Source organism: Kangiella japonica, assembly GCF_039523535.1.
GTDB classification, from domain to species: domain Bacteria; phylum Pseudomonadota; class Gammaproteobacteria; order Enterobacterales; family Kangiellaceae; genus Kangiella; species Kangiella japonica.
Map to the genome: position 1 here is coordinate 782185 of NZ_BAAAFM010000003.1, position 26988 is coordinate 809172.

At 44.3% G+C, this 26988-nt stretch carries 26 protein-coding genes and 2 riboswitches; of the genes, 5 read left to right on the forward strand and 21 right to left on the reverse strand.

The window, feature by feature from the left end:
• Window positions 1-61: 61 nt before the first annotated feature.
• The 15 genes from ABD128_RS07080 to ABD128_RS07150 all read right to left on the reverse strand — a co-directional run bounded on the left by ABD128_RS07080 (window position 62) and on the right by ABD128_RS07150 (window position 14928).
• A complete protein-coding gene (locus ABD128_RS07080; RefSeq protein ID WP_343988570.1) occupies window positions 62-403 on the reverse strand; it encodes a rhodanese-like domain-containing protein in 342 nt (113 codons plus the stop codon).
• Window positions 400-1917: a thiamine phosphate synthase gene (thiE, locus tag ABD128_RS07085; protein WP_343988573.1), complete on the reverse strand. Its 1518-nt coding sequence runs from the start codon at window positions 1915-1917 to the stop codon at window positions 400-402. Before thiE ends, ABD128_RS07080 begins: the two co-directional genes overlap by 4 nt.
• A complete protein-coding gene (locus tag ABD128_RS07090) occupies window positions 1917-2699 on the reverse strand; it encodes a thiazole synthase (RefSeq protein ID WP_343988576.1) in 783 nt (260 codons plus the stop codon). Before ABD128_RS07090 ends, thiE begins: the two co-directional genes overlap by 1 nt.
• 63 nt (window positions 2700-2762) lie before the next feature.
• A complete protein-coding gene (gene thiS / locus ABD128_RS07095) occupies window positions 2763-2960 on the reverse strand; it encodes a sulfur carrier protein ThiS (RefSeq protein WP_343988579.1) in 198 nt (65 codons plus the stop codon).
• Entirely contained in the window at window positions 2950-4029 is a 1080-nt protein-coding gene (locus ABD128_RS07100; protein ID WP_343988584.1) for an FAD-dependent oxidoreductase, read from the reverse strand. The genes thiS and ABD128_RS07100 overlap by 11 nt, the downstream gene beginning before the upstream one ends.
• A 6-nt stretch (window positions 4030-4035) precedes the next feature.
• Window positions 4036-5886 carry a phosphomethylpyrimidine synthase ThiC gene (gene thiC / locus ABD128_RS07105; RefSeq protein WP_343988587.1) on the reverse strand — a complete coding sequence of 617 codons (1851 nt, stop codon included), beginning with the start codon at window positions 5884-5886 and terminating at the stop codon, window positions 4036-4038.
• 85 nt (window positions 5887-5971) lie between these two features.
• Window positions 5972-6125, reverse strand: a riboswitch (TPP riboswitch).
• Between the two features lie 31 nt (window positions 6126-6156).
• Window positions 6157-6747 carry a hypothetical protein gene (locus ABD128_RS07110; RefSeq protein WP_343988590.1) on the reverse strand — a complete coding sequence of 197 codons (591 nt, stop codon included), beginning with the start codon at window positions 6745-6747 and terminating at the stop codon, window positions 6157-6159.
• 95 nt (window positions 6748-6842) lie between these two features.
• Complete coding sequence (locus tag ABD128_RS07115; RefSeq protein WP_343988593.1) at window positions 6843-7349, reverse strand: DUF4870 domain-containing protein; 507 nt, start codon at window positions 7347-7349, stop codon at window positions 6843-6845.
• Between the two features lie 480 nt (window positions 7350-7829).
• Window positions 7830-8930, reverse strand: a complete 1101-nt coding sequence (locus tag ABD128_RS07120) for a hemolysin family protein (protein WP_343988595.1) — start codon at window positions 8928-8930, stop codon at window positions 7830-7832.
• A gap of 111 nt (window positions 8931-9041) precedes the next feature.
• The gene (mgtE, locus tag ABD128_RS07125) at window positions 9042-10427 is read right to left on the reverse strand and encodes a magnesium transporter (RefSeq protein WP_343988598.1); all 1386 of its coding nucleotides are present in this window, start codon (window positions 10425-10427) and stop codon (window positions 9042-9044) included.
• A gap of 161 nt (window positions 10428-10588) precedes the next feature.
• Complete coding sequence (locus ABD128_RS07130; RefSeq protein WP_343988601.1) at window positions 10589-10981, reverse strand: DUF6632 domain-containing protein; 393 nt, start codon at window positions 10979-10981, stop codon at window positions 10589-10591.
• A gap of 353 nt (window positions 10982-11334) precedes the next feature.
• Window positions 11335-11688, reverse strand: a complete 354-nt coding sequence (locus ABD128_RS07135; protein WP_343989381.1) for a DUF488 domain-containing protein — start codon at window positions 11686-11688, stop codon at window positions 11335-11337.
• A 30-nt stretch (window positions 11689-11718) separates the two neighbouring features.
• Window positions 11719-12759: a cysteine synthase A gene (locus tag ABD128_RS07140; RefSeq protein WP_343988604.1), complete on the reverse strand. Its 1041-nt coding sequence runs from the start codon at window positions 12757-12759 to the stop codon at window positions 11719-11721.
• Window positions 12760-12870: 111 nt separating this feature from the next.
• Window positions 12871-13251, reverse strand: a complete 381-nt coding sequence (locus tag ABD128_RS07145; RefSeq protein ID WP_343988607.1) for an MliC family protein — start codon at window positions 13249-13251, stop codon at window positions 12871-12873.
• Window positions 13252-13323: 72 nt separating this feature from the next.
• Window positions 13324-14928, reverse strand: a complete 1605-nt coding sequence (locus tag ABD128_RS07150; protein ID WP_343988609.1) for a GMC family oxidoreductase — start codon at window positions 14926-14928, stop codon at window positions 13324-13326.
• A gap of 282 nt (window positions 14929-15210) precedes the next feature.
• Between ABD128_RS07150 and ABD128_RS07155 the strand changes: the two genes are divergently transcribed.
• Window positions 15211-16389 (forward strand): MFS transporter, encoded by a 1179-nt coding sequence (locus ABD128_RS07155; RefSeq protein ID WP_343988612.1) that lies wholly within the window; start codon window positions 15211-15213, stop codon window positions 16387-16389.
• Between the two features lie 409 nt (window positions 16390-16798).
• Here ABD128_RS07155 and ABD128_RS07160 read toward each other — a convergent pair whose 3' ends face one another.
• The 5 genes from ABD128_RS07160 to ABD128_RS07180 form a co-directional block, all read right to left on the reverse strand.
• Complete coding sequence (locus ABD128_RS07160) at window positions 16799-17659, reverse strand: phosphotransferase (RefSeq protein WP_343988615.1); 861 nt, start codon at window positions 17657-17659, stop codon at window positions 16799-16801.
• On the reverse strand, window positions 17637-18248 hold the full coding sequence (gene pnuC / locus ABD128_RS07165) for a nicotinamide riboside transporter PnuC (RefSeq protein ID WP_343988618.1): 612 nt from the start codon (window positions 18246-18248) through the stop codon (window positions 17637-17639). Before pnuC ends, ABD128_RS07160 begins: the two co-directional genes overlap by 23 nt.
• 17 nt (window positions 18249-18265) lie before the next feature.
• Window positions 18266-18520: a hypothetical protein gene (locus tag ABD128_RS07170; RefSeq protein WP_343988621.1), complete on the reverse strand. Its 255-nt coding sequence runs from the start codon at window positions 18518-18520 to the stop codon at window positions 18266-18268.
• Window positions 18521-18535: 15 nt separating this feature from the next.
• Entirely contained in the window at window positions 18536-20728 is a 2193-nt protein-coding gene (locus tag ABD128_RS07175) for a TonB-dependent receptor (protein ID WP_343988624.1), read from the reverse strand.
• Window positions 20729-20910: 182 nt separating this feature from the next.
• Window positions 20911-21040: riboswitch (TPP riboswitch) on the reverse strand.
• A gap of 199 nt (window positions 21041-21239) precedes the next feature.
• Window positions 21240-21695, reverse strand: coding sequence for a hypothetical protein (locus tag ABD128_RS07180; RefSeq protein WP_343988627.1), 456 nt, complete (start codon window positions 21693-21695; stop codon window positions 21240-21242).
• Window positions 21696-21973: 278 nt separating this feature from the next.
• Between ABD128_RS07180 and ABD128_RS07185 the strand changes: the two genes are divergently transcribed.
• The 4 genes from ABD128_RS07185 (at window position 21974) to ABD128_RS07200 (ending at window position 25543) form a co-directional block, all read left to right on the forward strand.
• Entirely contained in the window at window positions 21974-22108 is a 135-nt protein-coding gene (locus ABD128_RS07185; protein WP_343988630.1) for a hypothetical protein, read from the forward strand.
• A 39-nt stretch (window positions 22109-22147) separates the two neighbouring features.
• A complete protein-coding gene (locus ABD128_RS07190) occupies window positions 22148-23668 on the forward strand; it encodes a YifB family Mg chelatase-like AAA ATPase (RefSeq protein WP_343988633.1) in 1521 nt (506 codons plus the stop codon).
• Between the two features lie 98 nt (window positions 23669-23766).
• The gene (locus ABD128_RS07195) at window positions 23767-24594 is read left to right on the forward strand and encodes a hypothetical protein (RefSeq protein ID WP_343988636.1); all 828 of its coding nucleotides are present in this window, start codon (window positions 23767-23769) and stop codon (window positions 24592-24594) included.
• Window positions 24595-24646: 52 nt separating this feature from the next.
• The gene (locus ABD128_RS07200) at window positions 24647-25543 is read left to right on the forward strand and encodes a hypothetical protein (protein ID WP_343988639.1); all 897 of its coding nucleotides are present in this window, start codon (window positions 24647-24649) and stop codon (window positions 25541-25543) included.
• Between the two features lie 62 nt (window positions 25544-25605).
• Here the strand turns inward: ABD128_RS07200 and ABD128_RS07205 are convergent, their stop codons facing one another.
• Window positions 25606-26961 carry a S8 family serine peptidase gene (locus ABD128_RS07205; RefSeq protein WP_343988642.1) on the reverse strand — a complete coding sequence of 452 codons (1356 nt, stop codon included), beginning with the start codon at window positions 26959-26961 and terminating at the stop codon, window positions 25606-25608.
• Between the last annotated feature and the right edge of the window lie 27 nt (window positions 26962-26988).

Consider the following 26988-nt stretch of genomic DNA (forward strand, 5'->3'; position numbering starts at 1 on the left):
AGCAGAGATTGACTTCAGGCCAGCGGCAAGATGTTACATTTCGTATCTAACCAAAAGTTTACTATTCTGCTTCCCGTTTCCAAGCCTCTAATCCGCCATGCAAACTAAAAACACAGCTATAATCCGACTCAATCAATCGTTGCGCCGCATTAAAACTCTTTTGCCCTAACTGACATACTATGACCACCGGCTCATCGGGATCGAGCTCATTCACCAAGCTGGCAAACTCTGTGATTGCCACTGAAATTTGACGACTCGTTTCGACACCGTGTTCTTGTAGCGCCGTTTCTTCACCTGTGACATTAATCACTAAAGGTGCATCCTCTTGCTCTAACCAGCGCTTGAGGTCTTCCGGCTCTATAAATTGAACTTGCTCTGATTCTTCAAAAGTAAAAGTGGTCATTCTTTAAATAGCTCCAACATGGTCTTAGTTATCGCTTCTGGGTCATCAGCTTGCGTGATTGCTGAAATCATTGCAATGCCTGAGACACCAGTCTTTACAACCTGTGGGAAGCGCTCCAAATTAATGCCACCAATCGCCACCCAAGGATAGTCAGGAAGTAGCTTTTTCCACTTCATTAAATTGTCGATGCCATGCGGTATCCATGGCATATCCTTGCTATCGGTATGATACACCGGGCCACAAGCGAGATAACTCGGCTTGATGGCATGAGCTCTTGCCACTTCATAATAGCAGTGAGTACTTAGCCCTATTCGCAACCCCGCCTTAGCTATAGCGGACAAATTCGCCGACTCTAAATCTTCTTGCCCTAAATGCACGCCATAGGCTTTATACTTAATCGCAAGTTGCCAATAATCATTAATAAACAATCGAGCGTTATAGCGATCAGCGATAGCGATTGCTTGCTGGATTTCCCGCTCTAGCGCCTCGCCTTCCAAACCCTTCACCCGTAACTGAATGGTGGTTACGCCAAGCGGTAACAATCGCTCTAGCCATTCGGCGCGATCGACCACTGGATATAAACCCAAGGGCTTATCCTCATCACAAGCAGGAAATTGATATTCCTGGGGATTCTGCATATCGGACGTTAACAGTGGTACATCCCGAGCTTCCTGAGGCCAAGCGAGGGGCTTTAATGGTCCTTTTTGTAAACCCTGCTCAGTGGTCAAACTGTAGCCGTTCCTAAGCGCCTGATTTAACAACATCTTACCAAGCACTACCGAGTCTTCGAGCGAATACTTTTGTGCTAATGCTGCGGCAATCGCCGACGCCAATACACAGCCAGTACCGCGGGTGTTTTCAGTCGATTGCTTTTCTTGGTGTAGCCAAAAGAATTGCGACTGGCTCACAAAATAATCATGCACAAAACCTTTGCCAACATCATCAAACTCTATAGTTTCTTGATGACCACCTTTAACCAGCACAGCGTTTACACCTTGCTCAAGCAGCTTGTCGGCAGCAGCTTTGATAGAAGCTTCATCGCAAACATTAATGCCTGTTAAGGCCGCTAATTCTGGAATGTTCGGAGTAATTAACGTTGTTTTGGTAAAGAGCGATGGAAAACGCTCCACAACCGCCTCTTCCACCAACAACTTTCCTGATGAACTCATTAACACAGGATCTAGCACCAAGAAACCCTGATAATCCTCTAAGAATTCACACAAGGCATTTAAGGCGTCAACCGTTGGTAATAGACCCACTTTGATGGCTTCTGGCTGTAACTGAGTTTTTAGCGCTTCAAACTGAGAATTAATTTGCTCATAACTTAATGCGTTTAGCGCAACGACACTCTGATTGTTTTGTGCCGTAACCGCGGTAGTGATCATACAAGGGTGCGTATTTAAAGCTTCCATGGCTCGGATATCGGCTACTTGCCCCGCGAGCCCAGCGGTGTCAGATCCCGCCACAGTCCACACAATCGGTTTTATACCTATGGTCTGCTCTTTGCTCGACATTAATGACCGCCTTTGTCTTGCTGCCAGAAAGGCGTACCGAGAACTGGAGTGCTTGGCTTTGCGATATCACGCACCGGCATGGCCCCTGCTTCAAAACCTTGGCGACCAGCTTCGACGCTGTTCTTGAATGCTTTCGCCATTAATACCGGATCTACGGCTTGCGCCACCGCCGTGTTTAAAAGTACCGCATCAAAGCCCATCTCCATCGCCTGTGCAGCGTGTGACGGCAGGCCGATCCCAGCGTCAATAACCATAGGTACATCGGGTAATCTTTGGCGCAAAGTTTGCAATGCATAGGGATCGCTCAAGCCACGACCAGTACCGATCGGTGCGCCCCAAGGCATTAGAATATCGCAGCCCGCGTCCAACAGACGTTGGCATAGCACCAAATCATCGGTGCAATAAGGAAAAACTTTAAAGCCTCTTTTCACCAACTCTTTGGTGGCCTCAACTAACTGAAATGGATCCGGCTGCAAATTATACTCATCACCAATCACTTCGAGCTTAACCCAGTCGGTTTGAAACAATTCACGCGCCATTTCGGCCGTGGTAACTGCCTCTTTAGCTGAATGACAACCTGCGGTATTGGGTAACCATTGACAATCCAGTTGATTGATTTGTTTCCAGAAATTCTCGCCACCTTGCCCCTCGCGTCGTACTGACACGGTCACCACTTCAGCGCCCGATTCTCGAATCGAATCTAACATCACCTGAGGCGACGGATATAAAGCCGTACCTAAAAATAGTCGACTTGAAATTTCTTTACCACCGATCTTTAGCATTCTTTGTCTCTTTAGTGATTGTTGGCTCTTTAGTTGACTTGATTACAAGGTATAGACACAGCCTTATCCGCCTTGCATTGGCTCTACAATTTCTAGTTTATCGTTTGCTTTCAACACTGTTTCTGCATACAAAGAGCGCGGCACAAACTCCATATTCACAGCGACCGCAAAATTGCCACTTTGCTTGTACCACTTCAGAAATTCCGCAAGCGTCATTTTCTGCTCGATATCCAAAAACTCACTATTCACTTCAATTTGCATGTTGAACCTTTTCTAAATCATGATTAGATATGTGCTTAAACTCACGAATCGCTTTTTCTATCACTGCTGGCGACATCAAAATACCGTGACGGTATAAGCCGTTTACTCGGGTGAGTCCGAATGTAGTATCTATCAGCGGCAAGTTATCAGTTAGTGCCGGGCGACAGTTGACGACACTTTTCACAATTCTTGCTTCACCAAAACCACGGTGCACGCTATAAGCGGCTGATAGCAACTCTAAGCTAGAGCGCACTGACACTGGGCTAAAGTCTTCACTTTGGATCTCTGTTGCGCCTACTAGGTAAATATCATTGGGTCTTGGCACCACATAAATCCTATAACGCGGATGAATCAGTCGCGTGAGGTGTTTAATATTGACGTCTTTACTTTCTAACCACAAGAGTTCGCCACGAACAGCCCGAAGTGGCAAGTCACCTTTCGCGCCTAAGCCCCGACAATCGAACACCCAATCAAAAGTTAAACTTTCGCTACCACACTTAAGTTTGTGAGCGCTTACATTGCTCACCTCTGCCTGATTATGCCAGTTAACGTTAACGCTATTATCAATCTCAAAGGCCAAGGCTTTTAACAGTTCGATAGGATCGATTTGTCCTTCGCTCGGTATATATAAACCTTGCCCTAAGTGAGCCAGCTCAGGTTCGATGGTTTCAACCGATACTTTCTCAATAGTTTCGCTTTTCAGTTCGGCTTCAACGATTTTTAACTCACGAGTTTTGCGTTGGACTTGCCGATAAAAATGATCAAGTTCAATTTTATCGCTGCCATGAGCAGTGACCAGCGAGCCTGTCACTTTGAAAAAAACGTCTTGAGTTAATTGTGGAAGCCACTCTTGATAAAGCTTCATGGAGCGGCTGCCATATTGATAAATATCCGGCTCAGCCATTTCTAGCTCTGCTAAGGGCGACAAAATTCCAGCCGCCGCAAAAGAACAAGCGCACTCATCGTCGCGTTTATTCTTATCGAATAACTCGACGCGGTAACCAAGTTTCGCCAGACGCCATGCTAATAAGCGTCCAGCGATCCCCGCACCGACAATTGCGACTGTCATCAAGGTTTAGTCCGTTAGCTCAACGTAAATTTCGCCGCCCTGCTTCTTAAACTCTTCCGACTTTTCAAGCATACCCTTTTCAATCTTCTCTTTCTCAGCAGCATAATCACGCACGTCTTGGCTGATTCGCATCGAGCAGAATTTAGGGCCACACATCGAGCAGAAGTGAGCAACTTTGGCAGAGTCTTTAGGCAGCGTTTCATCGTGGAATTCACGCGCCGTATCAGGATCAAGACCTAAGTTAAACTGATCTTCCCAACGGAATTCGAAACGTGCTTTTGATAATTCATCATCACGGTAACGCGCACCAGGGTGACCTTTCGCCACGTCCGCCGCATGGGCTGCTAGTTTATAAGTAATGATACCGGTCTTTACGTCATCGCGGTTTGGTAAGCCTAAGTGCTCTTTTGGTGTCACGTAGCACAACATAGCACAACCGTACCAGCCAATCATTGCCGCACCAATGCCTGACGTAATGTGGTCATAGCCCGGTGCAATATCGGTGGTCAAAGGCCCTAAGGTATAGAAAGGCGCTTCGTCACACACTTCTAACTGCTTATCCATGTTTTCTTTAATCATGTGCATCGGCACGTGCCCAGGGCCTTCGATCATAACCTGAACGTCGTGCTTCCAGGCAATCTTAGTCAACTCACCAAGCGTTTCTAGCTCACCGAATTGCGCTTCATCGTTAGCGTCTGCCAATGAACCTGGACGCAAGCCATCCCCAAGCGAGAAGCTGACGTCGTAAGTTTTCATGATTTCACAGATTTCTTCGAAGTGTGTGTATAAGAAGTTTTCTTTGTGATGCGCAATACACCATTTCGCCATGATAGAGCCACCACGCGAAACGATGCCCGTTACGCGATTTGCGGTAAGCGGTATGTAGCGAAGTAAAACACCAGCGTGAATCGTAAAGTAATCGACACCCTGCTCAGCCTGCTCGATCAAGGTATCGCGGAACACTTCCCAGGTTAAATCTTCGGCCACGCCATTCACTTTTTCTAGCGCTTGGTAAATAGGCACCGTGCCGATTGGCACTGGCGAGTTACGTAAAATATAGTCGCGGGTTGCGTGAATGTTTTTACCGGTTGATAAATCCATCACCGTATCGCCGCCCCAACGAATGCCCCAAACCAGCTTCTCAACTTCTTCTTCGATACTCGAAGTTACCGCCGAGTTGCCAATGTTTGCGTTAATTTTAACTAAGAAATTACGGCCAATAATCATCGGCTCTAATTCTGTGTGGTTAATGTTTGCTGGAATAATGGCACGTCCTTTGGCGACTTCATCACGCACAAATTCTGGTGTAATTAGATCTGGCGTGGCGGCACCAAACGAGTTTCCTTTTAAACGCTTTTCGCGCTCCTCTGAGGTTTCTGCTTCTAACCATTCTTGGCGACGCTGATTTTCACGGATGGCGATATATTCCATCTCAGGCGTGATAATGCCTTTTCGAGCATAGTGAAGCTGAGTCACGTTTTGGCCCGCTTTTGCACGCAGCGGTTTACGTTGTAAGTCTGGGTTGTGCGTAGCAAATGCTTTTTCATCGTCGGTATAGCCGTTGTCGATAGGCTTTACCTCACGACCTTCATACTCCTCTACGTCGTCACGGCCGATAACCCAATCACGTCGAGTTTGCTTTAAACCTTTACGCACATTTACTTCTGCAGTTGGATCTGTGTAAGGCCCAGAAGTATCGTAGACTGTTACTTTTTCGTTGTTGGTCAGCTGGATTTCGCGCATAGGCACGCGAATATCTTTGTGGATCTCACCCTCAACATAGATTTTCTTCGATGCAGGTAAAGGATCACGAGTAATCGTGTGTTGATTTAATTCAATAGGATCATTTTTCGCCATGTCGGTCTCCAAAGACTGGTGTTCCAAACATTAAGACCGGCGCAATAAAGATGATAGGACAAGGGATTTATGCGGAGTAGCGTTAAACCTTGAATCAACTCTTCCCTACGCCGATACTAATCGGATCAGGTAATACGGGTTCTTAATTTCGTCATTAATCAATGACTTATATTAAGTCTCAGCCTAGCGCTACTAACTTTTAAAAATATAAAATCGCTTCGGCACCCCGAGAGGTGAGGCCATTATAGGATTAATAGTTAGCGAATTCCATTAATCTAGTATGATTTCCACATTTTCCACATAAACCAGTTCACAGGCCCCATCTCCTGTGTCATCGCGCCGCAATGAACTGCGCCACTTCCAACCATCGTCTTTCGAGACTTCGACTAATTTACCTCTAATTCGCACAACTTGTCCGGCGCTTATTCCCTCTAAATCATCCTGAATCCATGATTCGGCTGGAATCATGTGCATATTGGCGCTGTGTGTTTCTATTTCTTTTTGTGGGATAGGCGCAGACTGGTAACGATAACGATACCAACGCCCCGACTGACTGAAATTAATGTGCTTCAGAACTGCTTCCTCAGACATTCGCCCCCAGCCTAGCGCCAGGTCCATCGGCGAAATGGCTGCACCTTGATCGTATCTGTAGTCTTCACGCCGAATGACTTTTGCTGTGATATCAAATTCGGCAAGCGGCTTTACTTTGAAGCCCTTATGTTGGAACGGTGTTGCCGCATTGATGAGCTCTTGCTTAGGTTCTTCTGGTGCATAAACGCCGGCACCAAGCTCTACCTGCTTGCTCGAGAAGATGACATACAAGACTATACCGACCGCACCAACTAGCAACCATTTTTTCAAATTCACTTACCTTTAATTACAGTAAAAGATCTATATCGCCTGCTCATCATAGCAAAAAGGCGACCTAAGCCGCCTTTGTTTTGCTGTTGAAACAATTATTTAACCAGCTTCATCGAGAACGGGTATTCATACACTCCGCCTTCGCTTGCCTTTATCGCCGCCAATATGGTCACGATAAAGTGGAAGATGATTAAGCCAAATAGAATTGGTATTCCTATTAGGATGAAGCACAGCACGAATGCCACACAGTAAGCGATGAACATGGTGATATTAAAGTTCAATGCTTCGACACCGTTTTGCGCTACCAATGGCATCTCTTCTTTCTTAAACAACCATACGAAAAGCGGGCCTAACACCATACCAATCAATGGGATCAAAGGTATTAAAGCTGCAAATGAAGCAATATGACTGATCATCGCCCAGTTTTTTTCTTCAGGACTGGCCACCTTACTGCTTAATACTTCAGCTTCACCATCAACCACATTCTCGTCATGAGTTCGTTGCGCATTTTCTTGCTCACCCGAATTCTGTTCACTGTTTTGTGACGCTGCTGGTTCATGGTTAGCGTAGTTACCATTGTTTTTGTCATGTTCGTTAGTCATTACTAAATCTCCTCAATCAATCGACATAAACAGATTAGCAATATTCGATATTTCAAAGTGTTACCAAAAGAAATCCTTTTTGACGATGATTCACTGCTTCCATTTCAAAGGCTCCTTCCCTACGCAACGTAGCTTATAACCTATTGAATTTACACTATTTTTTCGGCTCACTTTTGCAAAGTTATGAGCTACGACTTTTCTAGCAGTTAATCAAAAAATCTATAAGTTATTGATTTTAAATCAAAAAATAATTTTTAAGGGAAAGATTACTAAAGAAATGGTCTAAGCTCTTGATTGTATTAGCTTTATTCTTTATTCTTAGTTAGTCGTTTAAAAAAGTATATTAAAAACAATAGGTTAAGCGCTATATGTTTTTATATTTTAAGGATGTTAGCAGGTCCTAGTTTGCGCTTTTAACCTCGAAAACAACCTAGAGTGTTACCAATTAGTAACACTCTTGCATGAGATTTTTAATAAAATTTATTGCTCTTGCTCGGGATCGACCTTTTCTTCGAGTTCGTCAACCATCAAGCCGCGCTTCTTAGCTCTGTGTAGCCACTGCTCACGAGCTAATTTTTGCATATCTCTAACTTCATCCACCTCATCCATGATTTCGAGTCCAAGAAGTGTTTCAACTAAATCTTCCAAGGTTACGAGACCGCGCGTATCGCCGTATTCATCCACCACTAAAGCGATGTGTTGGCGCTGATCGAGCAAGGTTTCTAATAAATTAGGCAGCTTCATTTCATCCAACACACATACCATTTCACGCTGAATTTGCTTTAACTGCCAATCTTCCTGACCCTGTGCTTGTGCCATCAAAACGTCATCCTTCAGTACAAAAGCGGTTATATCATCAATATCTTGGCTGTAAATTGGGATTCTTGAGAACTTGGTTTTTACCACATGATCAAAAACATCATTAATCCTGTCGTTTTCTTGTAAGTAATGAATCACACGTCGCGGGGTCATAATGTCTTTAGCTTTTAAAGAGCCAAGACGAAACAAGTTATCGATAATTCGGGACTCATGTTCATCGATGTCGCCGGTCTTTTTGCCCAGCCCCGCCATTGCCAAGAACTCTTCGCGACTAAAAATGTGCTGTTGTTTACCCTTCGAGATAAATTTCGTTAGTCTTTCCGAGACCCAAATCAAAGGATACAGTATTTTGGTCAACCACATGACAAACACAGCCGTAACCACCGCTAGTTTTTCCCAATAAACGGCTCCGATGGTTTTAGGAATGATTTCTGAGAAAAAGAGTATGGCAAGCGTCATGATTGCTGAAAAGATGCCGATCCATGTTTCGCCAAACACCACCGCAGCTTTCGCCCCAGCAACAATTGCGCCAACGGTATGCGCAATAGTGTTTAAGGTCAAAATCGCAGCGAGTGACCGATCGATATTTTTCAAACGCAAATTGTTCAGCAATTTAGCGCTTCTAGGTCGACTGCCTTGCAGGCGCTCTATATAGGAAGGCGTAATGCTTAATAACACTGCCTCAGCAATTGAGCACACAAAAGAAAAGAATAATGCTATGAAGACATAAACGAATAGCAGTATGAGATCCCATTGTTCCACAAAATTCCTCGCAATGTTCAAATAGGGGGCGTGTTAACCATAACGTTACCACAGAGCCCTATACGCATCTATTGGGCAGCCCTTAACGCAACCTATATTTTAGAAACGAAGTTATAATAAAGTCCCAGCCAGAACCACTGACGCAACACTAAAGTAAATCACTAAGCCGGTGACGTCGACCAATGTCGCGACAAAGGGGGCCGAGGAAACCGCGGGATCGGCGCCTAGTCGTTTCATGATAAAAGGCAACATGGAGCCAGCGATTGTTCCCCACAAAACAACACCAACTAATGCTATGCCAATAGTGGCGCCAAGCAACATCCAATGTTCGCCGTATAAGCCAAAAGCCGATGCCCAAACTACCACGCGTAAAAACCCCATGAGACCAAGTATTCCACCTAGTACTAGTCCTGAGATCACCTCACGGCGCATCACCCGCCACCAGTCTTTTAGAGTGATTTCGTTGACCGCTAAAGAACGGATTATCAAGGTCGCCGCTTGGCTTCCAGAGTTACCGCCCGATGAAATCACTAATGGCACAAATAATGCTAACACCACAGCTTTCGCGATTTCCGACTCAAAGTAACCCATTGCGGTAGCTGTAAACATTTCGCCTATAAATAATACCGCCAACCAACGAGAGCGTTTTTTAATTAAGGTTGATAAAGGAGTTTCAATATAAGAGTCGTCTAACGCTTCCACACCACCAAGCTTTTGAATATCCTCGGTAGCTTCTTCTTCAACCACGTCGAGAATATCGTCACTTGTGATGATGCCAATTAGGGTGCCATCCGTTTCGATTACAGGGAGCGCAGCGCGGTCATATTCACGGAAAATCCGTATCGAATTTTCTTGGTCTTCGCTGGCGTCCAACGCGACAAAGCGATGGTCCATTAATGACTCGATATCCCGCTCAGGCTCGGCCAATAACAGCTCTCGCAAGCGTATGTCGTCTAACAGTTTCCAGTTTTCATCAACAATATAGATGACATTAATCGTTTCACTATCGCGTCCAAAGCGGCGAATATGTCGTAGCGCTTGCTCTACCGTCCAGCTCTTGCGTATCGCCACATAATCCGTAGTCGCCAGTCGCCCCACACTTTCCTCGGGGAAACTGAGTAGTTGTTTGGCACTTTCTAGCTCCTTCGGGGCCAAAAGCGATAGATAGTCTTCACGCGTACTTTCCGGTAGCTCAATAAAGAAAGCAGTACGATCATCTGGCGTCAGTTTATTCAGAACCTCAGCCATCTTTTTCTTATCGATTTCAAGGCTGCGTACAAGATTCAGCTGAATGTGATGTGGAAAGTGTTTAAATGTTTTGGAAATGATGTCGCTTGAAATTGCTTTAAATACGGCTTGTTGATCACTTTCCGAAAGCGCCACCATCATAGTCGCCGCTTCCGTCGGCTCTACTTGCTCTAATTCTTGGTTTATCGCTGCGAACTGTTTTTTCTTGATGAGTTTTTGAATATCCGCTTTAGGTTCTAGATTTGACATTGTTATAACCTTTATTCGCTTAGCAAGATTGGGGCAGATGGTTTAAACAGTTTAAATCATTCGATGGATATTGCTAGTTGCAGGATAGACATAAAAAAGGAGAGTGACATCACTCTCCTTCTTATTCTGACTAGAATCTTAGCTGATAAACTTAGCTCTTTTTAATGACTCTTTTTCGGTTCTAGATTTTTTGGCATTAACGTCCATAAGACGAATGCCACCACAAAGAACGCCGGAATATCACCAAAAATGTTTGCGTGCTCAGCCTCATCTATAATCGCCTGAACCAGCGTTACTCCACCGTGTACTAAACTCGATACAACAGTAAACCAAATTAGACTCTTATGATTCATGGGGTTCTTCGCAGCGTATAACAAAAATGCACCTAAGGTGATGTACATTCCCATTAAGACTTGTTCATATTCTGGTTGAGCCGGCGACAATCCCCAGCCAGAAGGCCAGATCTGCATCATCGCTGGTATACCCGCCATGAAAACTACACCAAAAACACAAAGCGCAACTCGTAAATACTTGAGCTTTTTCTCTCTATTCATGACATATCCTCACTATAACTAACTATTTCCTGAGGTGAAAATGCATCACTCACTAGCTTCACCCTTAACCCCGAAAAGCTACTTTAGGGGTTAAGGCTCTTTACTCTCTATCTTTTCCCTTTATGCCATAAGAACTTAAAAAATTCGGTCGTGCCGACTTCCCTCTTTTTTGCAAAGGGGCATTTAAAAGACTAGATTACTCACTTAATGGGGGTGAAACTTTTTATTTAAAGGATAAACACTTATTATTCTTGGGTTTTAGCACATTTAATACGTTTTAACGTTATTTATTTGAATTTAGCGAAATTTAGCTACACTTTCTAGATAAAAAAGTAACTTTACCTACGCTATTTTTATCCTAATCCGTTGATATACTCTTTCAGCAGCACAGCATTATTATATTCATTATCTTTTGCCGCATAGAGCAGAACTAACGTATCCTTATCAAGTTCTTGCAAACGCTCTTTAATGCCCTCTTTATGCTTGCTGAGCTCCTTTAAGTACTTTGCCCTAAAACCGGCCCATTTCTCAGAATCGTGATTAAACCATTTTCGTAACTCATCGCTCGGCGCTATGTCTTTCCAATGGTCGTCTAAGTCAGCATCCTCTTTCGAAATTCCACGAGGCCATAGTCTGTCGACCAGAACGCGATGGCCCTTGGGTTGCTTTTCGTCATAAATTCTGTGGATGATAATATCGATTGTTATATCCCTTGAAACACGACTGGTAACCGCTTTTTATACCTTAACCACCTTATCAGACATCTTCGCGTACCTTTGTGCTAACTCTTGTGCGGTCTCAAAATTCTCACTCACCCCTTTTTCTTTTAGGAATTCTTGGTTGTAAAGTTTTGAGAAGGATCGCTCGCCTAAGTCACAAGCGAAGGTCACGATATTTCTACCTTTAGGGCCCTGAACCGCCGCCATAACCGCACCTGCAACGTTTAGCGCCGAACTGCTTCCTAACACTAAACCATCAAGGTCGCGGACAAATCGAGAAATCGTCACTAAATCTTGATCGGGTAGCGTAACGGCATGATCAATTTTGGCCTTTTTAAAGTTTTCGACTAAACGCATAATACCGATACCCTCTGTAAAAGAACCGCCCTCAGCCTTATACTCTCTATTTTTCAAGTAATTCACGATGCCCGAACCTTCCGGATCGACTAGCCAAACATCAATATCCCTATTTTGTTGCTTCAGATAATCTGAGCTTCCAGCGATGGTGCCGCCCGTACCACATACGGACACCAGTGCATCAACCTGGCCTGCCGTTTGTTGCCAGATCTCTGGCCCGGTTTGCTCGAAATGTGCTTTGTAGTTACTCAAGTTTTCAAACTGATTCGCCCACCAGTAATCGCTATTTTCTTCGGCGATTCGACGAGCGGTATGATAAAAGTGATTTTCATTAGCAAAAGGACACGGATCGACCAGCTTTAACTCGGCACCATGCAGCGAAATCATGCGTTCTTTTTCTGGGGTTTGCCCTTTCGGCATTACGGTAAGCATTTTAAAACCGAGCGCCTTCGCCACCAAAGCTAAGCCAATCCCTGTATTTCCTGCAGTTCCCTCGACAATCGTCATTCCCGGCTTTAGGTCGCCGCGTTCTATGGCGTCTAAGACAATCTGTAACGCCGCCCGATCTTTAACCGAACCGCCAGGGTTCTGGAACTCACACTTAACGTAAATATTACTCCCCGTTAGTTTGGACACTGACTCAAGCTTTACTAAGTCGGTATTTCCAATAAGCTCGGTGACATTACTTTTAATCTTAGACATTATTAGTTCCTAATCTGGGTTACTGACTATTAAGCCCGTGAATCAATACCCCTTAGATTGGTCCTAACCCCCATAAAACAAGGGCTAGTTTATTGCTTGACCAAACTAAGGCTAGACGGTAGCTTTGGCGCCATTGCAACGTTCAACTATATCGCCCGTAGTGTCATCATCATTATGCTCAAACAGGGTACCTTCAGCATCCGGGCCATCGCCTTTTACCCACCACTCGTACTTCCCGCCAACGTAACTCGCACCACTGCCTGAAACCGCAATCTTCATCGCGTAATCTTGGCCTTGATAAGTAACCTTAGCTGTTTCATTTGAAGTATAACTCACATCAATGGCTTCACCACTGTCGCATTCATATTGCGTCACTTGTGTCGCCATTTGCTGTGTGTCATCGCGCGATTCTTCGTTCGAATTCTCTGCGTTGTCGTTACAGGCGGCCAATACAAGCATACTAATCATGGCGATTTGAATTAATTTCTTCATGAGGTTCTCCTACTTCGTTTTCGTTAACCAACACCCTCTTGGTGCGGTCATCTATAACAACACCCTATGGCCTCAGTCCCATTCTTTCAAGATTTTGTCCGCACCTTTTTCGGCGATCATGACGGTTGGCGCGTGTATATTACTGCCGGTAATGGTTGGCATAATCGACGCATCAATCACTCTTAAGCCGGTTAAGCCGTGAACTTTCAGATCCGAGTCGACCACCGCCATGCCATCACGCCCCATCTTGCAACCGCCGGCGGTGTGGTAAACCGACTCAACGTGCTGTTTGATCCACTCTTTTAATTGTTCATCGCTTTGTATCTCTTTACCCGGGCGTTCTTCTTCATCATTGAAAGCCGCCAACGCAGGCTGACTGGCAATGTCTCGACACAGACGTATGCCGTTGACTAAAGCATTTAGTTCTTTGTCTTTTTCAAAATAATTGGCTTCGATCTTAGGCGCATCAAAAGGATCATTGCTGGCTAACTTAACGCTACCACGACTTTCGGGACGTAAGTGACAAATGTGCATCACATAGCCGCTCTTAAGTGGCGTAAACAATCCTCGCCCATGTGGCTCCATGCGCACTGAAGCAAACTGAATCTGCAAATCAGGAATAGGCTGGTCAGGACTGGATTTTATAAAGCCGCCCACATCGGTGGGGGTCGAAATGAAGTTTTTCTTAAACAGCACTTTGCAAAAGAACTTAATGCTTTCCCAAGTTGGTAGTAGCGTTAAGGAACCACCGGCTTTACTCGAATAACGCACTATGAGATCTGGATGATCTTGTAGGTTTTCACCAACGCCAGGCAAGTCATGTACCAATGGTATATCGTGAGCCTTTAACTCTACCGCAGGCCCAACACCAGAAAGCTTTAAAATTTGCGGGCTATTAATAACCCCTGAACTTAATATGACCTCTTTGTTGGCGACTAATTGCTCACGTTTACCCTCTTTGCCCTCTCGACTAATTTCCACGCCCACCGCTTTTTTGTCTTCAAACAAAATTTTGGTGACATGAGTATTGGTCATCACCGTTAAGTTGGGTCGCTCGAGCACCTCATCTAAAAACGCATAAGCCGCATTGGCCCTTTGTCCAAAGGGTGTTTGAGTGACCTGATAAAAACCACAACCTTCTTGCTCGGCACCATTAAAGTCATCGTTAATTTTGTACCCAGCTTGGCCAGACGCTTCAACAAATGCTTCGCTGATGGGGAAGCGAAAATTCGTATCGACCACATCCATAGTGCCTTTGTCAGAATGGTAATCGTTCGATCCTCTCGACCAGCGTTCAGACTTTTTAAACCAAGGCAACACATCCTCATAACCCCAGCCCTCATTGCCAAGCTCAGCCCAATGGTCAAAATCCCAGCGATGACCTCGCGTATAAATCATCGCGTTAATCGAGCTACAGCCGCCGAGTCCTTTACCTCGTGGCCAGAAAAAAGGACGGTTCCCTGTATTCGAATCGGGCTCACAGTGGTAACCCCAGTTATAACGCTTGCTATTCATCAGCATCAGCATGTTTAACGGGTTGGTTTTACGCACCACATACTTGCGATCGCTTCCACCCGCTTCAATCAAGCAAACCTTATGTTCCGGATTCGAGCTCAATCGATTGGCAAGAACGCACCCAGCCGAACCAGCGCCGATAATAATAAAGTCATACATCATAAAATCCGCATCCTTCCAACCTGTTCTTCCCCATTCCTAACTCCGCGTAACATTTTAATTGCCTTACCTTACTATAAGTTTGTATTCCTATACCAACGCATATTCTTAAATCACACAGTATGTCAGTGGGTTATTAGTTTAATTCTTAATAACACACACGCTTGCCAACTACACAGACTATTTTTACGGCTTATGATACCCTCACACACAGAACAACTTTCAATGCTCGGGTTAGAGCAAAACCTTACAAAAATTGGTAAAACCATCACGAGCGAAAAGATCATGAGCACACAAAAGAATTCCGCACAAACACAGCAAGCCTTTCCTTGGTTGGCCATGATATTAATGTCTTCCGTCACTTTTGTTGGTTTATTATCAGAATTGCTCCCCTCAGGAGTTTTGCCATTGATTATGGCTGACTTAAATATTAGCGAAATTCGGGCTGGCAACCTTGTCGGCTACTATGCCGTCGCCTCAGCTATCTTTGCTATTCCACTGATCGCATTAACCATACACTACAATCGCAAATATTTGCTGCTAGGGTTACTCAGCGGTTTTGCCGTTTCGAATATCCTTTCCGGCTTAGTCGATAATTACAGCATTATGGTAAGTCTAAGAGTAATAGGCGGTATCTGTACCGGCATCATGTGGCCCATGATTGCAGCCTACGGCATGCGCTTAGTCGCTAAAGAACATCACGGAAAAGCCATAGCCGTGATTATGGCCGGCTCTACTCTCGGCATCAGTATTGGTATGCCAGTCATGACAGCTATCGGTAACGACTTCGGCTGGAGGTTTGAGTTTGTTGCCCTAGGGTGTTTTATTGCTTTTATTGCTCTACTGAGCTTTTTTGTGCTGCCTTCGGCGCCAGGCGAAAAGCTCACCAAAAACACATCGCCTTTCGCTGTCTTAAAAATACCAGCGGTGCTGATTGTGATGCTACTGACTCTGCTTGGCGTCGTCGCACACTACGTGGTGTATGTTTATATCACCAGCTTGGTGAAAGACATTAACTTATCCGGTGGCATTGAAAGCGCCTTATTATTCTTTGGTATTGGCTCTTTAATTTCAGTGCTACTAGCAATCAAGCTCACCGACAAACACCCAAGAAGCCTGACCATCGGCATGTTTTTATTATTAGTTCTTTCCATGCTGATATTACGATTCTTAAACACATTACCTGGCGCAGGACATTTCGCCTTCTTTTTATGGGGGTTGTCGTTTGGACCATTAGTAACTCTATTTCAAGCAGCAGTCAGCCGACAGGTAAAACACGCCAAAGACATCGCCACTTCGGTACAGTCTTCTGTTTTCAACCTTTCGATTATGATCGCATCTTCAATAGGTGGCGTGCTACTCGCAAGTTTCTCACCAATGAGCTTAGCCTACCTAGCCATCGCCTTATCGATTCCAGGCATATTAATTTCATTTTTCGCCAAAAAGACATTGGGAACTGAATAGGAGATTACTCACTAACAATCCCATAAAAAAAGCCCCAAGTGACAACTTGAGGCTTTAATTCAAAAATATTAATTACTCTGACTAAAAGGTCAAAGGTTAATCAGATTAATTTACTCTGACCCCATTATTTCTTTTTCGCGGCTCATTTTCATAGGATGCTTAACATTTTATTATACGAATTCGTTCGTAACACTCTATTATTGCTACTATTTTTATGCAAGTGTCGATTTTATTGCTATTTTGAGGATCAGCGGACCTGTTGACCGCTATATCCCGTATATTCAAGATAATATCGGTAGCTTTTCAGCTATCTTTCACCGCTTTTATAGAATATCGATATTTGCCTTTTGTAAGTATTTACTTACTATCTCAGTTACTTTAACGGTATTAATGGGGTCAGAGTGGATTTTTACTTTCCTAAATTTCTACAGCTCTGCTCGTTCTCCGTATACCAAAGCTCAGAGATTATGCGGTACAAGTCTTTCATCGCTTCAAGCTTGTCTAGATCGACCTTTATTCCTGACTGTTTACGGTATTCTGTAACCAACTCCTTTTCCTGTTGGTCGGAAAGATCGAAGTTAAAAATAATTCCCGCCAGCTCAAATAGCGGATCGCTTTTAGCTGCATACTCCCAGTCCACCAAAAATATTTGATGCCCCGAAAGCAAATTGCCTGGCGAAATATCATTGTGGCAGCTATGGGATGCCACAAAATAACCAGTCAACTTTTGTCCTTGTTCATAGAGAGCTTCTAAACGCAAGGGATCTGCGTTTTTATTGGCTCGTGCGATTTCATAATATTTTGCTAGATGCTTTTTTATATCAAGCTCTGGCAACGATAATTCCGAATGATGAAGCTCGCTTAATAAACGAATCAACTCACCAACCAGATCAGGATTATTGAAGTCTTGATTTATTGTCGGTTTGGCATCAAGCCAAGTCGAGACACGCATCACTTCCGTGTCTAACAAACATTTTGGTAACCACTTTGATAAAGCCGGATTCTCGCTGACCAAACGAGTCTGTGAAGCATACTCTCCACTTGGAAGCTGTTCGAGTTTTGCCTGATCGACCAACTGGACAAAGTAGTCCTGATGGGCAAGGCTCAATTTAAAGTTAGTATTGGTATCACCGACTCCAAGCAACTGCCAGCTAGCTTTATTGGCGCATTGGCCGACTGTAGTGGGCTCCAATTCAGACAGCAATTCAAGCAACTGCTGCCAACTTGTTGCTGAATAGCGCCACCAATCAGGCTGTTGTTTGCTGTTCATAGTGTTTTTTCCACCCCAGCCAACCAACAATTGCCATTAGGGTATATACCGCGAATAGAATGGCGGTAATTAATAAGCCTTTTTCCCAATACAAAAACACAGAGACAAAATCTATCACAACCCAATACAGCCAGTTATCCAGAACTTTCTGCGCCAATAAATAGGTAGTAAATACCGCAAACCAGGTGGTGAACGAATCAATGTATGCAAAGTCTTGTGTGGTGTATTTATCGAGTAGATAGCCGCTGACAATTACAATAACTGACAACCCAATAATCCACCACAAGTGCGTTTTAAATGACCAGCGACTAATCGGTTTGTCATCGCCTTTACGCCCTGTAAAGCGCCATAGATAAAAGCCATAAACCGCCATCAATAAATAATAAATATTAAGCAACGACTCCATGAACAGATTAACGTCAAAGAACAATACGGTGTAAATCGCTGTACTAAAAAAAGCAGCTACCCAACACCAGATGTTTTCTTTAATCGCTAATAGAAGATAAGCAACGGCCAACGCAACCGCCAACCATTCCCAAACGGAAGTAGCCGCTATCTGCTGACCAAATGTTTCAAAGAAATTGCTCATTCTGTTCCTTATTGCTTTTATTCCGGCTTAAGGTCACTGTTTAAAAACTTAGCGACAAACACCTGCTTACCATAGGTCTTAAACGAATACTCAACGGTTTCATAGACCACCGCCATGACCGATTCAGAGTCACCAAAAATCTGCGTGCTCATGGTATTAACGATAGCTTCAACGCGCTTATCGCCCGTTATACGCTCAACAATGTCCTGAATAATCGGCAGGAACTTATCGTCTAGCGGATACAAACTTAATTCGACTGAAATTCTCATCATGCTTCCTTCTATTTATTAAAATTGGTATGCCGCACGAACACCAACGATTCTTGGTGTGCCATATTGGAAATAAGGCTCAGTTTCATAAAAATTACGTGGGTCATTACCGAAGCTACCAAAACCACGCGTCACAATCTTTTCATCGGTAAGATTACGACCATACACCTCAACTAACCAATCAGCATCCTCATAGATCAACGCCAGGTGCCACAACTGATAATCATCGGCTTTAACCTGATGACGATCCGACAAATAAAACTCGTCTTTGAATTCGGTCTGCAGATTCAGACTCCAGTAGTCGCTCAAGTAAAAATCTGCCCCAGCCATCCACTGCAACTGCGGTGAATGCGCCAGCTCTCGCCCACTCAAATCAAAAGCCACCGGCGGATTAGCGGTCAAGTCGGCCTCAACATGGGTCAAGCTCTGTAAGTCTTCAAACTCAGTTTTAAGCACACCGAATGAACCATAGAGGTGAACCCAATCCAACGAACTCCAGTTCCATTCAACTTCCGCACCGTAGCTGTTGGCGCCGCCGGCATTAATGTTGTAATCGGTGAAATTACAGGGGCACTCGCCGCCTTCTTGCAAAGTCCGGCCATCGGCCTGTGAAGTGACGTAAGATTGTTTGGACTGTATATCATCGCGGTTTTGATAAAACACAGACGCCTGCAACGTTACCCCAGCATCTGGCCACATTCCTTTAACACCCAACTCATGATTAAGCATATATTCTGAGTCATACTCGCGCTGCGACTCTGGTAGTTCTTGCGCAGTATTAAAGCCCCCGGCTTTGTAGCCGCGCGACAGCAGGGCATAAAGCATGGTCTGCTCATTGGCCTGATATTCAAGCGAAACCTTACCGCCCCAGAAATTCTCAGAACGATCATCGACAAACGGCTGGTTGTCGCTGTAATCAGCTGCCTGACGTTCATAGCGAAGACCGCTTGCTAAAGTCCAGGCTTCATTCAATGGAATATCCAGCTGGCCATAAAGCGCAGCATTTCGCGTGTCGTATTGGTTAGTGAAATGCACAGGGTTAAAAGTGTATTGACGTAACAGATCAACCGACTGGTCACGGAAATAAGCGCCGACCACCCATTGATTCGATAAGGTTTCAGATGATGACTCAGATAAAGCGCCCTGCCCACCAATCAGTTTCACGTCTAAACTCAGGTTGCGGTTGTCTCTTAAGAAACGATCAAACGACGAATACCACCAATCAAACCCCCAGTCATCACTATCGCACGGCGTACCCTCACAAATCCCGGTATGGCTCCAGTCTTCGTCATACGCATAGTCCAATTCGCTATCCGCAAAAGACAAGGTGCTTTGCAGCTTGGTGGAATCCCATGCCCATTCCGCGATTAAGGAAGCGCCAATGGTTTCCTGCCGATCATGACCCGGTTCATCAGAATAGGTCTGGCGTGTATTGTCTAGACTAAAGGCATCGTAACCATTGTCCGCGTCCACAAGAATCAAATTAGTAGTCAATGAAAAGCTATCATCCGGTTGATAAACCAGACGGCCTTTGATGCTCGACTCATCAAAGTTCTGCGTATCCTCGCGCCCAAGGAAGATATTATCGGTATAACCATCACTGCGATACTGGCCCACCGCAAAACGATAGCCCCAGGCATCCGACAATTTATCGCTGCTGATTAAAGAAGCGCTGCGCCCATTGTACGATTCAAACGATGCGGAAACCTTCAATAAATCAGCTTTCGGAGCAGCTGACACCATATTGACCAAACCGGCCAAAGCGTTAGCGCCATACAATGTTCCCTGTGGTCCACGAAGAATCTCAACCTGCTGTGTATCCAGCATCAAGGCTCCGCCAGCAATCCCCGTCATATCAATACCATCAACAATCAAGCCGACCGAATAATTGACCGGCTCAACAAACTCGCTACGCTCGCCTACGCCACGGATCTGAATGAAACGACCACGCGATGCGCCGGTAGCGAAATTCACATTCGGCGCCAGATTAAAAATATCATCAAGATGTTGAGCATTGTTCTTACGAGCCGTCTCGCTATCGACGACGGTCACACTCGACGGTAAGGTCAAAGGACTTCCGGACAGGTGCTCGGCAGTAACCACCAAAGTTTCCACCCCGTCATCCAACTGTTCCTCAGCAAGCGCACCAAGCGACACCACAAACAGACTGGTCAAAACAAAGGGTTTAAAAGAACGAACAGCGTGTTTCAAAAGACAACTCCACAATACATTAAGTATTAAGCAATAATGCAATTTATTAACTACGGGCTGCGGAGTAACAGCAGAAAGGGCAAAGATACGAGCTTATAAGGCCAACCAATCCCTGTAAAACAATCGACCTATAACGAATTAAAAACAAACAAGCCAAAGGTCATTCCATAAGCGGCAAAGCAAATCATCTGCACTCCCTGTCCCTACGCCGGAATAACCCAGATCAGGTTCTAAGGGTCTGGCGCTCAATCAGTCATTAACAACAAACGCATTGAGCCAATTCTCAGGCAAAAGCCGCCCCTCGGGAATGGTCCGCATTATACACGTCTTAAAAATAAACAGCGAATAGAAAGATAGTAGGATGTTGCGGGAGCTTAGTATGTAACTCATATGTAGGGTGCGTCGTGGATTAATGTACTCTGACCCCATTAATTTGCTATTTTTCACTTAACGCTCGGTTGTGCGGCAGTGAACGAGGTCGCGAGTGAACTGTCGCGACACCAACCGCTTGTTAACTGTGTGTAATATTGAGTTTATCTTCCAGCTCATTTTTTATTTTTCTAAACTTAAGTTCATAGTCTGAAAATTGCTTTTGCTTAATTGACTCTTTGAAGTCGTTGAAGTTGTTGAAGTCGAGTTCGTCGATCCAGCTGAGACATTTTTCAGCATCGGTAGGTAAACTCGACGCAATACTAACAACAGTATTACTCGACGCAATTACACTAAGTAAATCGACTAGAGATGCCTCGACTTTAGAGATTGCATCTTTGCTGGGATTTCGAATAACGTAATCCATAGTTCGATCGACTAATAAAAGACTAGCGTATAAAGCCATACTTTCTTTTAATTCGTTTTGCTGTCTTCTTTTAGAGTCGTTATATAAAGAAATACCTATTGTAATGAGTGCGATAATGGCAGCAACTGCTGCACTAATAGCACTTATCGCCGACCACGTTGCATCTGTCATTACTAATACTCGCTTATACAGTTAACATTTTATTATACGAATTCGTTCGTAACACCCTATTATCCTTAATGTATTTTTACAAGTGTCGATTTCGTTGCGCCAAGGCACTTCCTTTGGTCGTATTTTGGGATCAGCGGACTCCCAAACCGCTATATCCAGTATATTTAAGACATAACCAGTAGCTTTTTCAGCTATTACTCACCGTCTTTTAAGAATATCGATATTTACCCTTTGTAAGTATTCACTTACCATCTCAGTTAATTTAACAAGGATTGTTTATGGCTAAATCTCGATTTATTACAAGCATTCGTGAAAACCTTCGATTAAACCATTACAGTTACCAAACCGAAAAAGCCTACATCTACTGGAGCAAGGGCTCCATTCGTTTTCATAGCAATGAACAAAGGGGCTAATGCGGTAAAAAGCCCTCTCGATAATTTATAAGGATATTTATGTCACTTGCTGTTGTGTTTTCCCGCGCTGGAATGGGGATCGAAGCTCCGTTAGTTACGGTTGAAGTTCATCTGTCTCATGGTTTACCGAGTTTAAATATTGTGGGTTTACCGGAGGCGGCGGTTAAGGAAAGCAAGGATCGTGTGCGCAGTGCGATTATTAACTCTAACTTCGAGTTCCCTGCGCGTCGTATCACGATCAATCTAGCGCCTGCGGATCTTCCTAAGGATGGCGGTCGGTTTGATTTGCCGATTGCTTTAGGGATTTTAGCGGCCTCGGAGCAGATCCCTGCTGAGCGCTTGTCAGCTTATGAGTTCATTGGTGAATTAGCGCTTACTGGTGAGTTACGCCCCATTAAAGGGACTTTGCCAGTGGCTTTGTCTTGTACTGAAGCTAAGCGAACCTTGGTTGTACCGAAGGATAACGCAGAAGAAGCAGGGTTGGTTCCTTCCAATAATTCCTTATTCGCCGAGCACTTGTTAGAGGTTTGCCAAAGCCTTGCTCACAACCAACCTTTGCCCGAGTGCGTTTCTAATACTTCACTTAACCACTACAGCTTTGGCACCGATATGTCTGACGTTATCGCGCAGGAATCGGCTAAACGCGCCATGACGATTGCTGCGAGTGGCAAGCATCACTTGATGTTTATCGGCCCTCCTGGGACTGGTAAAAGTATGTTGGCCTCTCGTATGCCGACGATATTAACCCCAATGTCTGAACAAGAAGCGAAAGAATCAGCCTCGATTTACTCAGTGAGCCACCTTGGTTTCGACGCGACCACCTATTTCTCTCGTAAATACCGCGATCCACACCATTCCTGCTCGGCCCCTGCCTTAATTGGCGGCGGTAGTCAGCCAAAGCCTGGCGAAATTAGCTTGGCGCATAAAGGAGTATTATTTTTAGATGAGTTAACCGAGTTTTCTCGGCAGGTGTTGGATAATTTACGCGAACCACTCGAAACCGGTCGCGTGACTATTTCCCGCGCCGCCCATCAGGCCGAATATCCCGCCGATTTCTTGCTTTTGGCCGCAACTAACCCTTGCCCTTGTGGACATTTCGGTAATCAGAAACAACATTGCCGCTGTACGCCCGACAATATACGTCGTTATTTAAGTAAGATTTCGGGGCCACTGCTCGATCGCATCGATATGCAGGTCGAAGTTCCGTTAATTTCGCAAGATGACTTACTCAACGGTCGCCAACGTAAACAAATATCCAGCGCCGAAATACGCCAAGCAGTCGAATCCAGCCAAAAACGACAGTTTAAGCGCCAAGGAAAACTCAACGGACAATTAGAGTCCGCCGATATCGAGCAGTTTTGTACGCTAGGCAAAGGCTCCAAAGATTTATTAACGAAAGCGTTAAACCAACTCAACCTTTCCGCTCGCTCATATCATCGAATTTTAAAAGTCTCGCGCACCATTGCCGATCTAGAGCAATCCGAGCTAATAGAACCCAAACACATCAGCGAAACCTTAAATTACCGAAAAATGGAGCGTTATATAGCTCAGTTGCCATAGCTTTTTATTCTAAACAGAATTTTTTTGATTTTTTTTGAATAAAACGGTTTCCTCATCCGTCACCTTAATGAACTTTGATGATTTATGAGGAAATTATTATGAAAAACTTTAAATATTCAGCTCTATTTTTAGCTCTTACGCTTTCTAGTCATGCAGCAATTTCTGTTGAAACTAAAGCTGACGCTGATGTTAAGGCAAGCGCTTCAGTGTCTGCTGACACATCGTCTACTACAGACGCCGCTATCGAATCCACTGAGCAAACCTCAGAACAAGCAGCGACTGCTAGCTCACAAGCCACGGCAGATGCCAAGGTTAAAGCACAATCAACTTTACAAAGCACTCAATCGCAGTCACAAGAAGCTACTGGTTCCGCAGCCGCTTCTGCTGAAGGCCATTCTGACTCTGCCTCTTCTGTCGCGACTCAAGCGGCAAATCAATCGTCTGCAAGTGCCACCAGCTCACTAAGTCTAAGCGCACTAAGCGATGCATCAACGGGTAACGCAAACGCTGAACAAGGCGTTGATGCTGAAGCTGAGTCTTCTGAAGAGACTTCGGTTGAACAAGAGCCGGTAGAAGACACAACCTCTGCACAGGGTGAATTGAGTGGAAATATAGAAAGTGGTGTATCAGCCTCTACAACGACCGCAAATAACGTCTCTCAAAGCGCAGAGCAGTCAGCCAATGTTGCGTTGGATGCAACTTCTAGCACGGTAACTGAGGCACAAGGCACTGCTACGGATGTCGTTTCAAGCACAGACGTTAATGCAAACGCTGACGTCAACGCAGAAGTGTCTACTAGTGTTTCTGGCTCAGTTGATGATGACGTTAATGCCGCTATTAGTAGTGATATTAAAGGCTCGGTCAAAGCTGCCGTAGATCAAAATATTACTGACACTATTAAAAACCGTTTACCACTAGACAGATAATTAATGATGTCGGGCCAGGTTAACTGGCCTGACGCTTTTAATAGGAGTTGTTATGAAATATTTTTTAACACCGCTAGCTCTAGTCGCGACCAGCACAGCTGTTTTTGCTAAAAATAGTTCGGATTACTCGATGACTTTAGAAGCTGGTGCAAGTCACAACTCAGAGCTTGTTGTCGAAGAAATTGATCAATATAGCGGCAGTGGTGATACTGCACGTTACTTATCTCTAGACCTTAATGCGAACTGGACTCTATTCGACAATTTAAATGTGGATGCAGGCTACAACGTTTCCGATACCGATTATCAAGACAGCGATGATTTTGATCTAAATATTCAGCGCTTTTATGGCGATGTCTCATATGACTTTTCTGCTTTTACTATTGGCGCTAACCAGCACGAAATTGACGCTAAACTTAATGGCAAGTCTTTTTTAGACATGAGCCGTAATGGTCTCTATCTATCGAAACTGTTTAACGATAGTGTTTTTATCAGAGCTGAACTGGTCGATACCGACAAGAGTTTTGAAACGAATCCTGAGCGTGATGCAAACAACGAGTCGCTCGGTATTGATACCTATTTCTTTTTTAATCAGGCCAAAAGCTTCTTTTCACTAGGGTACTCCTCTGATGAAGAGACCGCTAACGCTTCGCAGTACAGTTATGACGGCGATAGTTATCGCGCTACTTATTCAACTAAGTTTGGTAATGATGATAAACATCGTATTCAAGCTCAGTGGCGCTACTTCAATCGTGACTATAACGATATTTATCCCGAAATTAATATTGCACGTAATGACTCGCGACATACCTACAAGTTAGCTTGGGATTACTACTTCACTAAAAGTGTAGCCATGGCAACAGAACTACAAAGAAACGAATCTGAGTCTAATTTTGAGCCAGCGGATTATACCTCTAACGAGGTCAACCTTTTGTTCAGATTAGAGCTATAGAAAAGCAATACCCATACCCCTTTTAGCAAGGATGCTTTTTTCTTTCTCTTTTTTTTCTACTCTTATTCTATTAACCCATAGCCGAATACAGGGTCTTTACCAGACTCGCCTAAATCTAATGCCCTTTCCTTTAACTGTTCGATTGACAAGTCTTGGCTAATTGTTTTTTTTAATTGGCAAGCAAGATGTGCGGCAACGATGGGCGACGCCATAGATGTTCCACTTTCTGGACCAAAACTGTTATCGCTTCTCGCAGTTTTTATAGCAACCCCAAGCGCCGCGAAGTCGATATAATCTCCTTGGTTTGCCCATCGGTAGACGACTTTCTCGTTATCAACTGCGGTAACAGCAATGACCTGACTATAAGCAGCAGGATATCTCGGCGAAGCTGCCGGCCCTTCATTACCAGCCGCCGCAACGATTGTTCTATTTTTTTTTCTGGCTCCATTTATCGCTTGTTCTAAAATTGGATTTGGTGGCCCAGTTAGACTCATGTTTATAACAGGTACCTGCTTTTCCACTAACCAATTGATAGCCTCTAAAAGACGCATTAATGTTGCGCCTTGAGAATATTTGTTTCGTGTATAAAACACTGAGGCCGCATAGAGCTCTGCTTGAGGCAATAAGGGCGTTAGCTCACCTTTTCCGACTAGCAAGCCCGCCACCGCTGTTCCGTGGTTTTTGGGTGTTTTAAAATCTTCCACCAAAAAATCTCTTTGCCTAATAGTCGCACTGGAAAAAGCAGTGTGAGACTCATTGATGGAAGTATCAATCATTCCTACTTTTATCACCTCAGCGCAGGCGCTTTTTCCTACCTTGCTAATTCCGCTGATTTCCACTGCTGTGGATTGCTTGGAGGTAGCTTCAGCACTTGCTTCATAAATATGATTTCTTCCTAGCTGCGTGCTTAGTCGGCTAGGTAACTTTTGCTCAAGGTTAGCTTTGGTGTAACCTTCTGGAGTTTTAAAGCGGACGACAGACATTCCTATGTCTTTTAGCTTTTTATAGTCTAATATCTGCAGATGTAGATCTTCTAGTAATGCAATATCACTTTCGCTAGCAATCACAATCCACTCTCTTTCAACTGCTCGCCAACCGTCTTCTACGGCCTCTTCAACCAATAGTACTTTTCCTAAAGAACTGTTAATTTCTAATCTAGCGTTTAGTTCCGCCAAGGGGTCAAGTGAGCTTTTTACAGAATCATCCAGTTGCTTTATGTTTTGTTTTATCTGCTGGATAGCTTCTGCTGGGACTCCTGGTATTCTTTGCTCAATGTCTTTAACCCTTTTATCGACTACTGGGACATTCGGCAATTTACTAGCGATATCTCTTAATGCCCGATCCGTTATGTAAGCCGCACTCTGTGCCTGTAGACTCGCCACTGTTAAAAGCACAATCACACTTAGTTGTCTTTTCATGAAAATTCCTCATCGAAACTTCTCTTA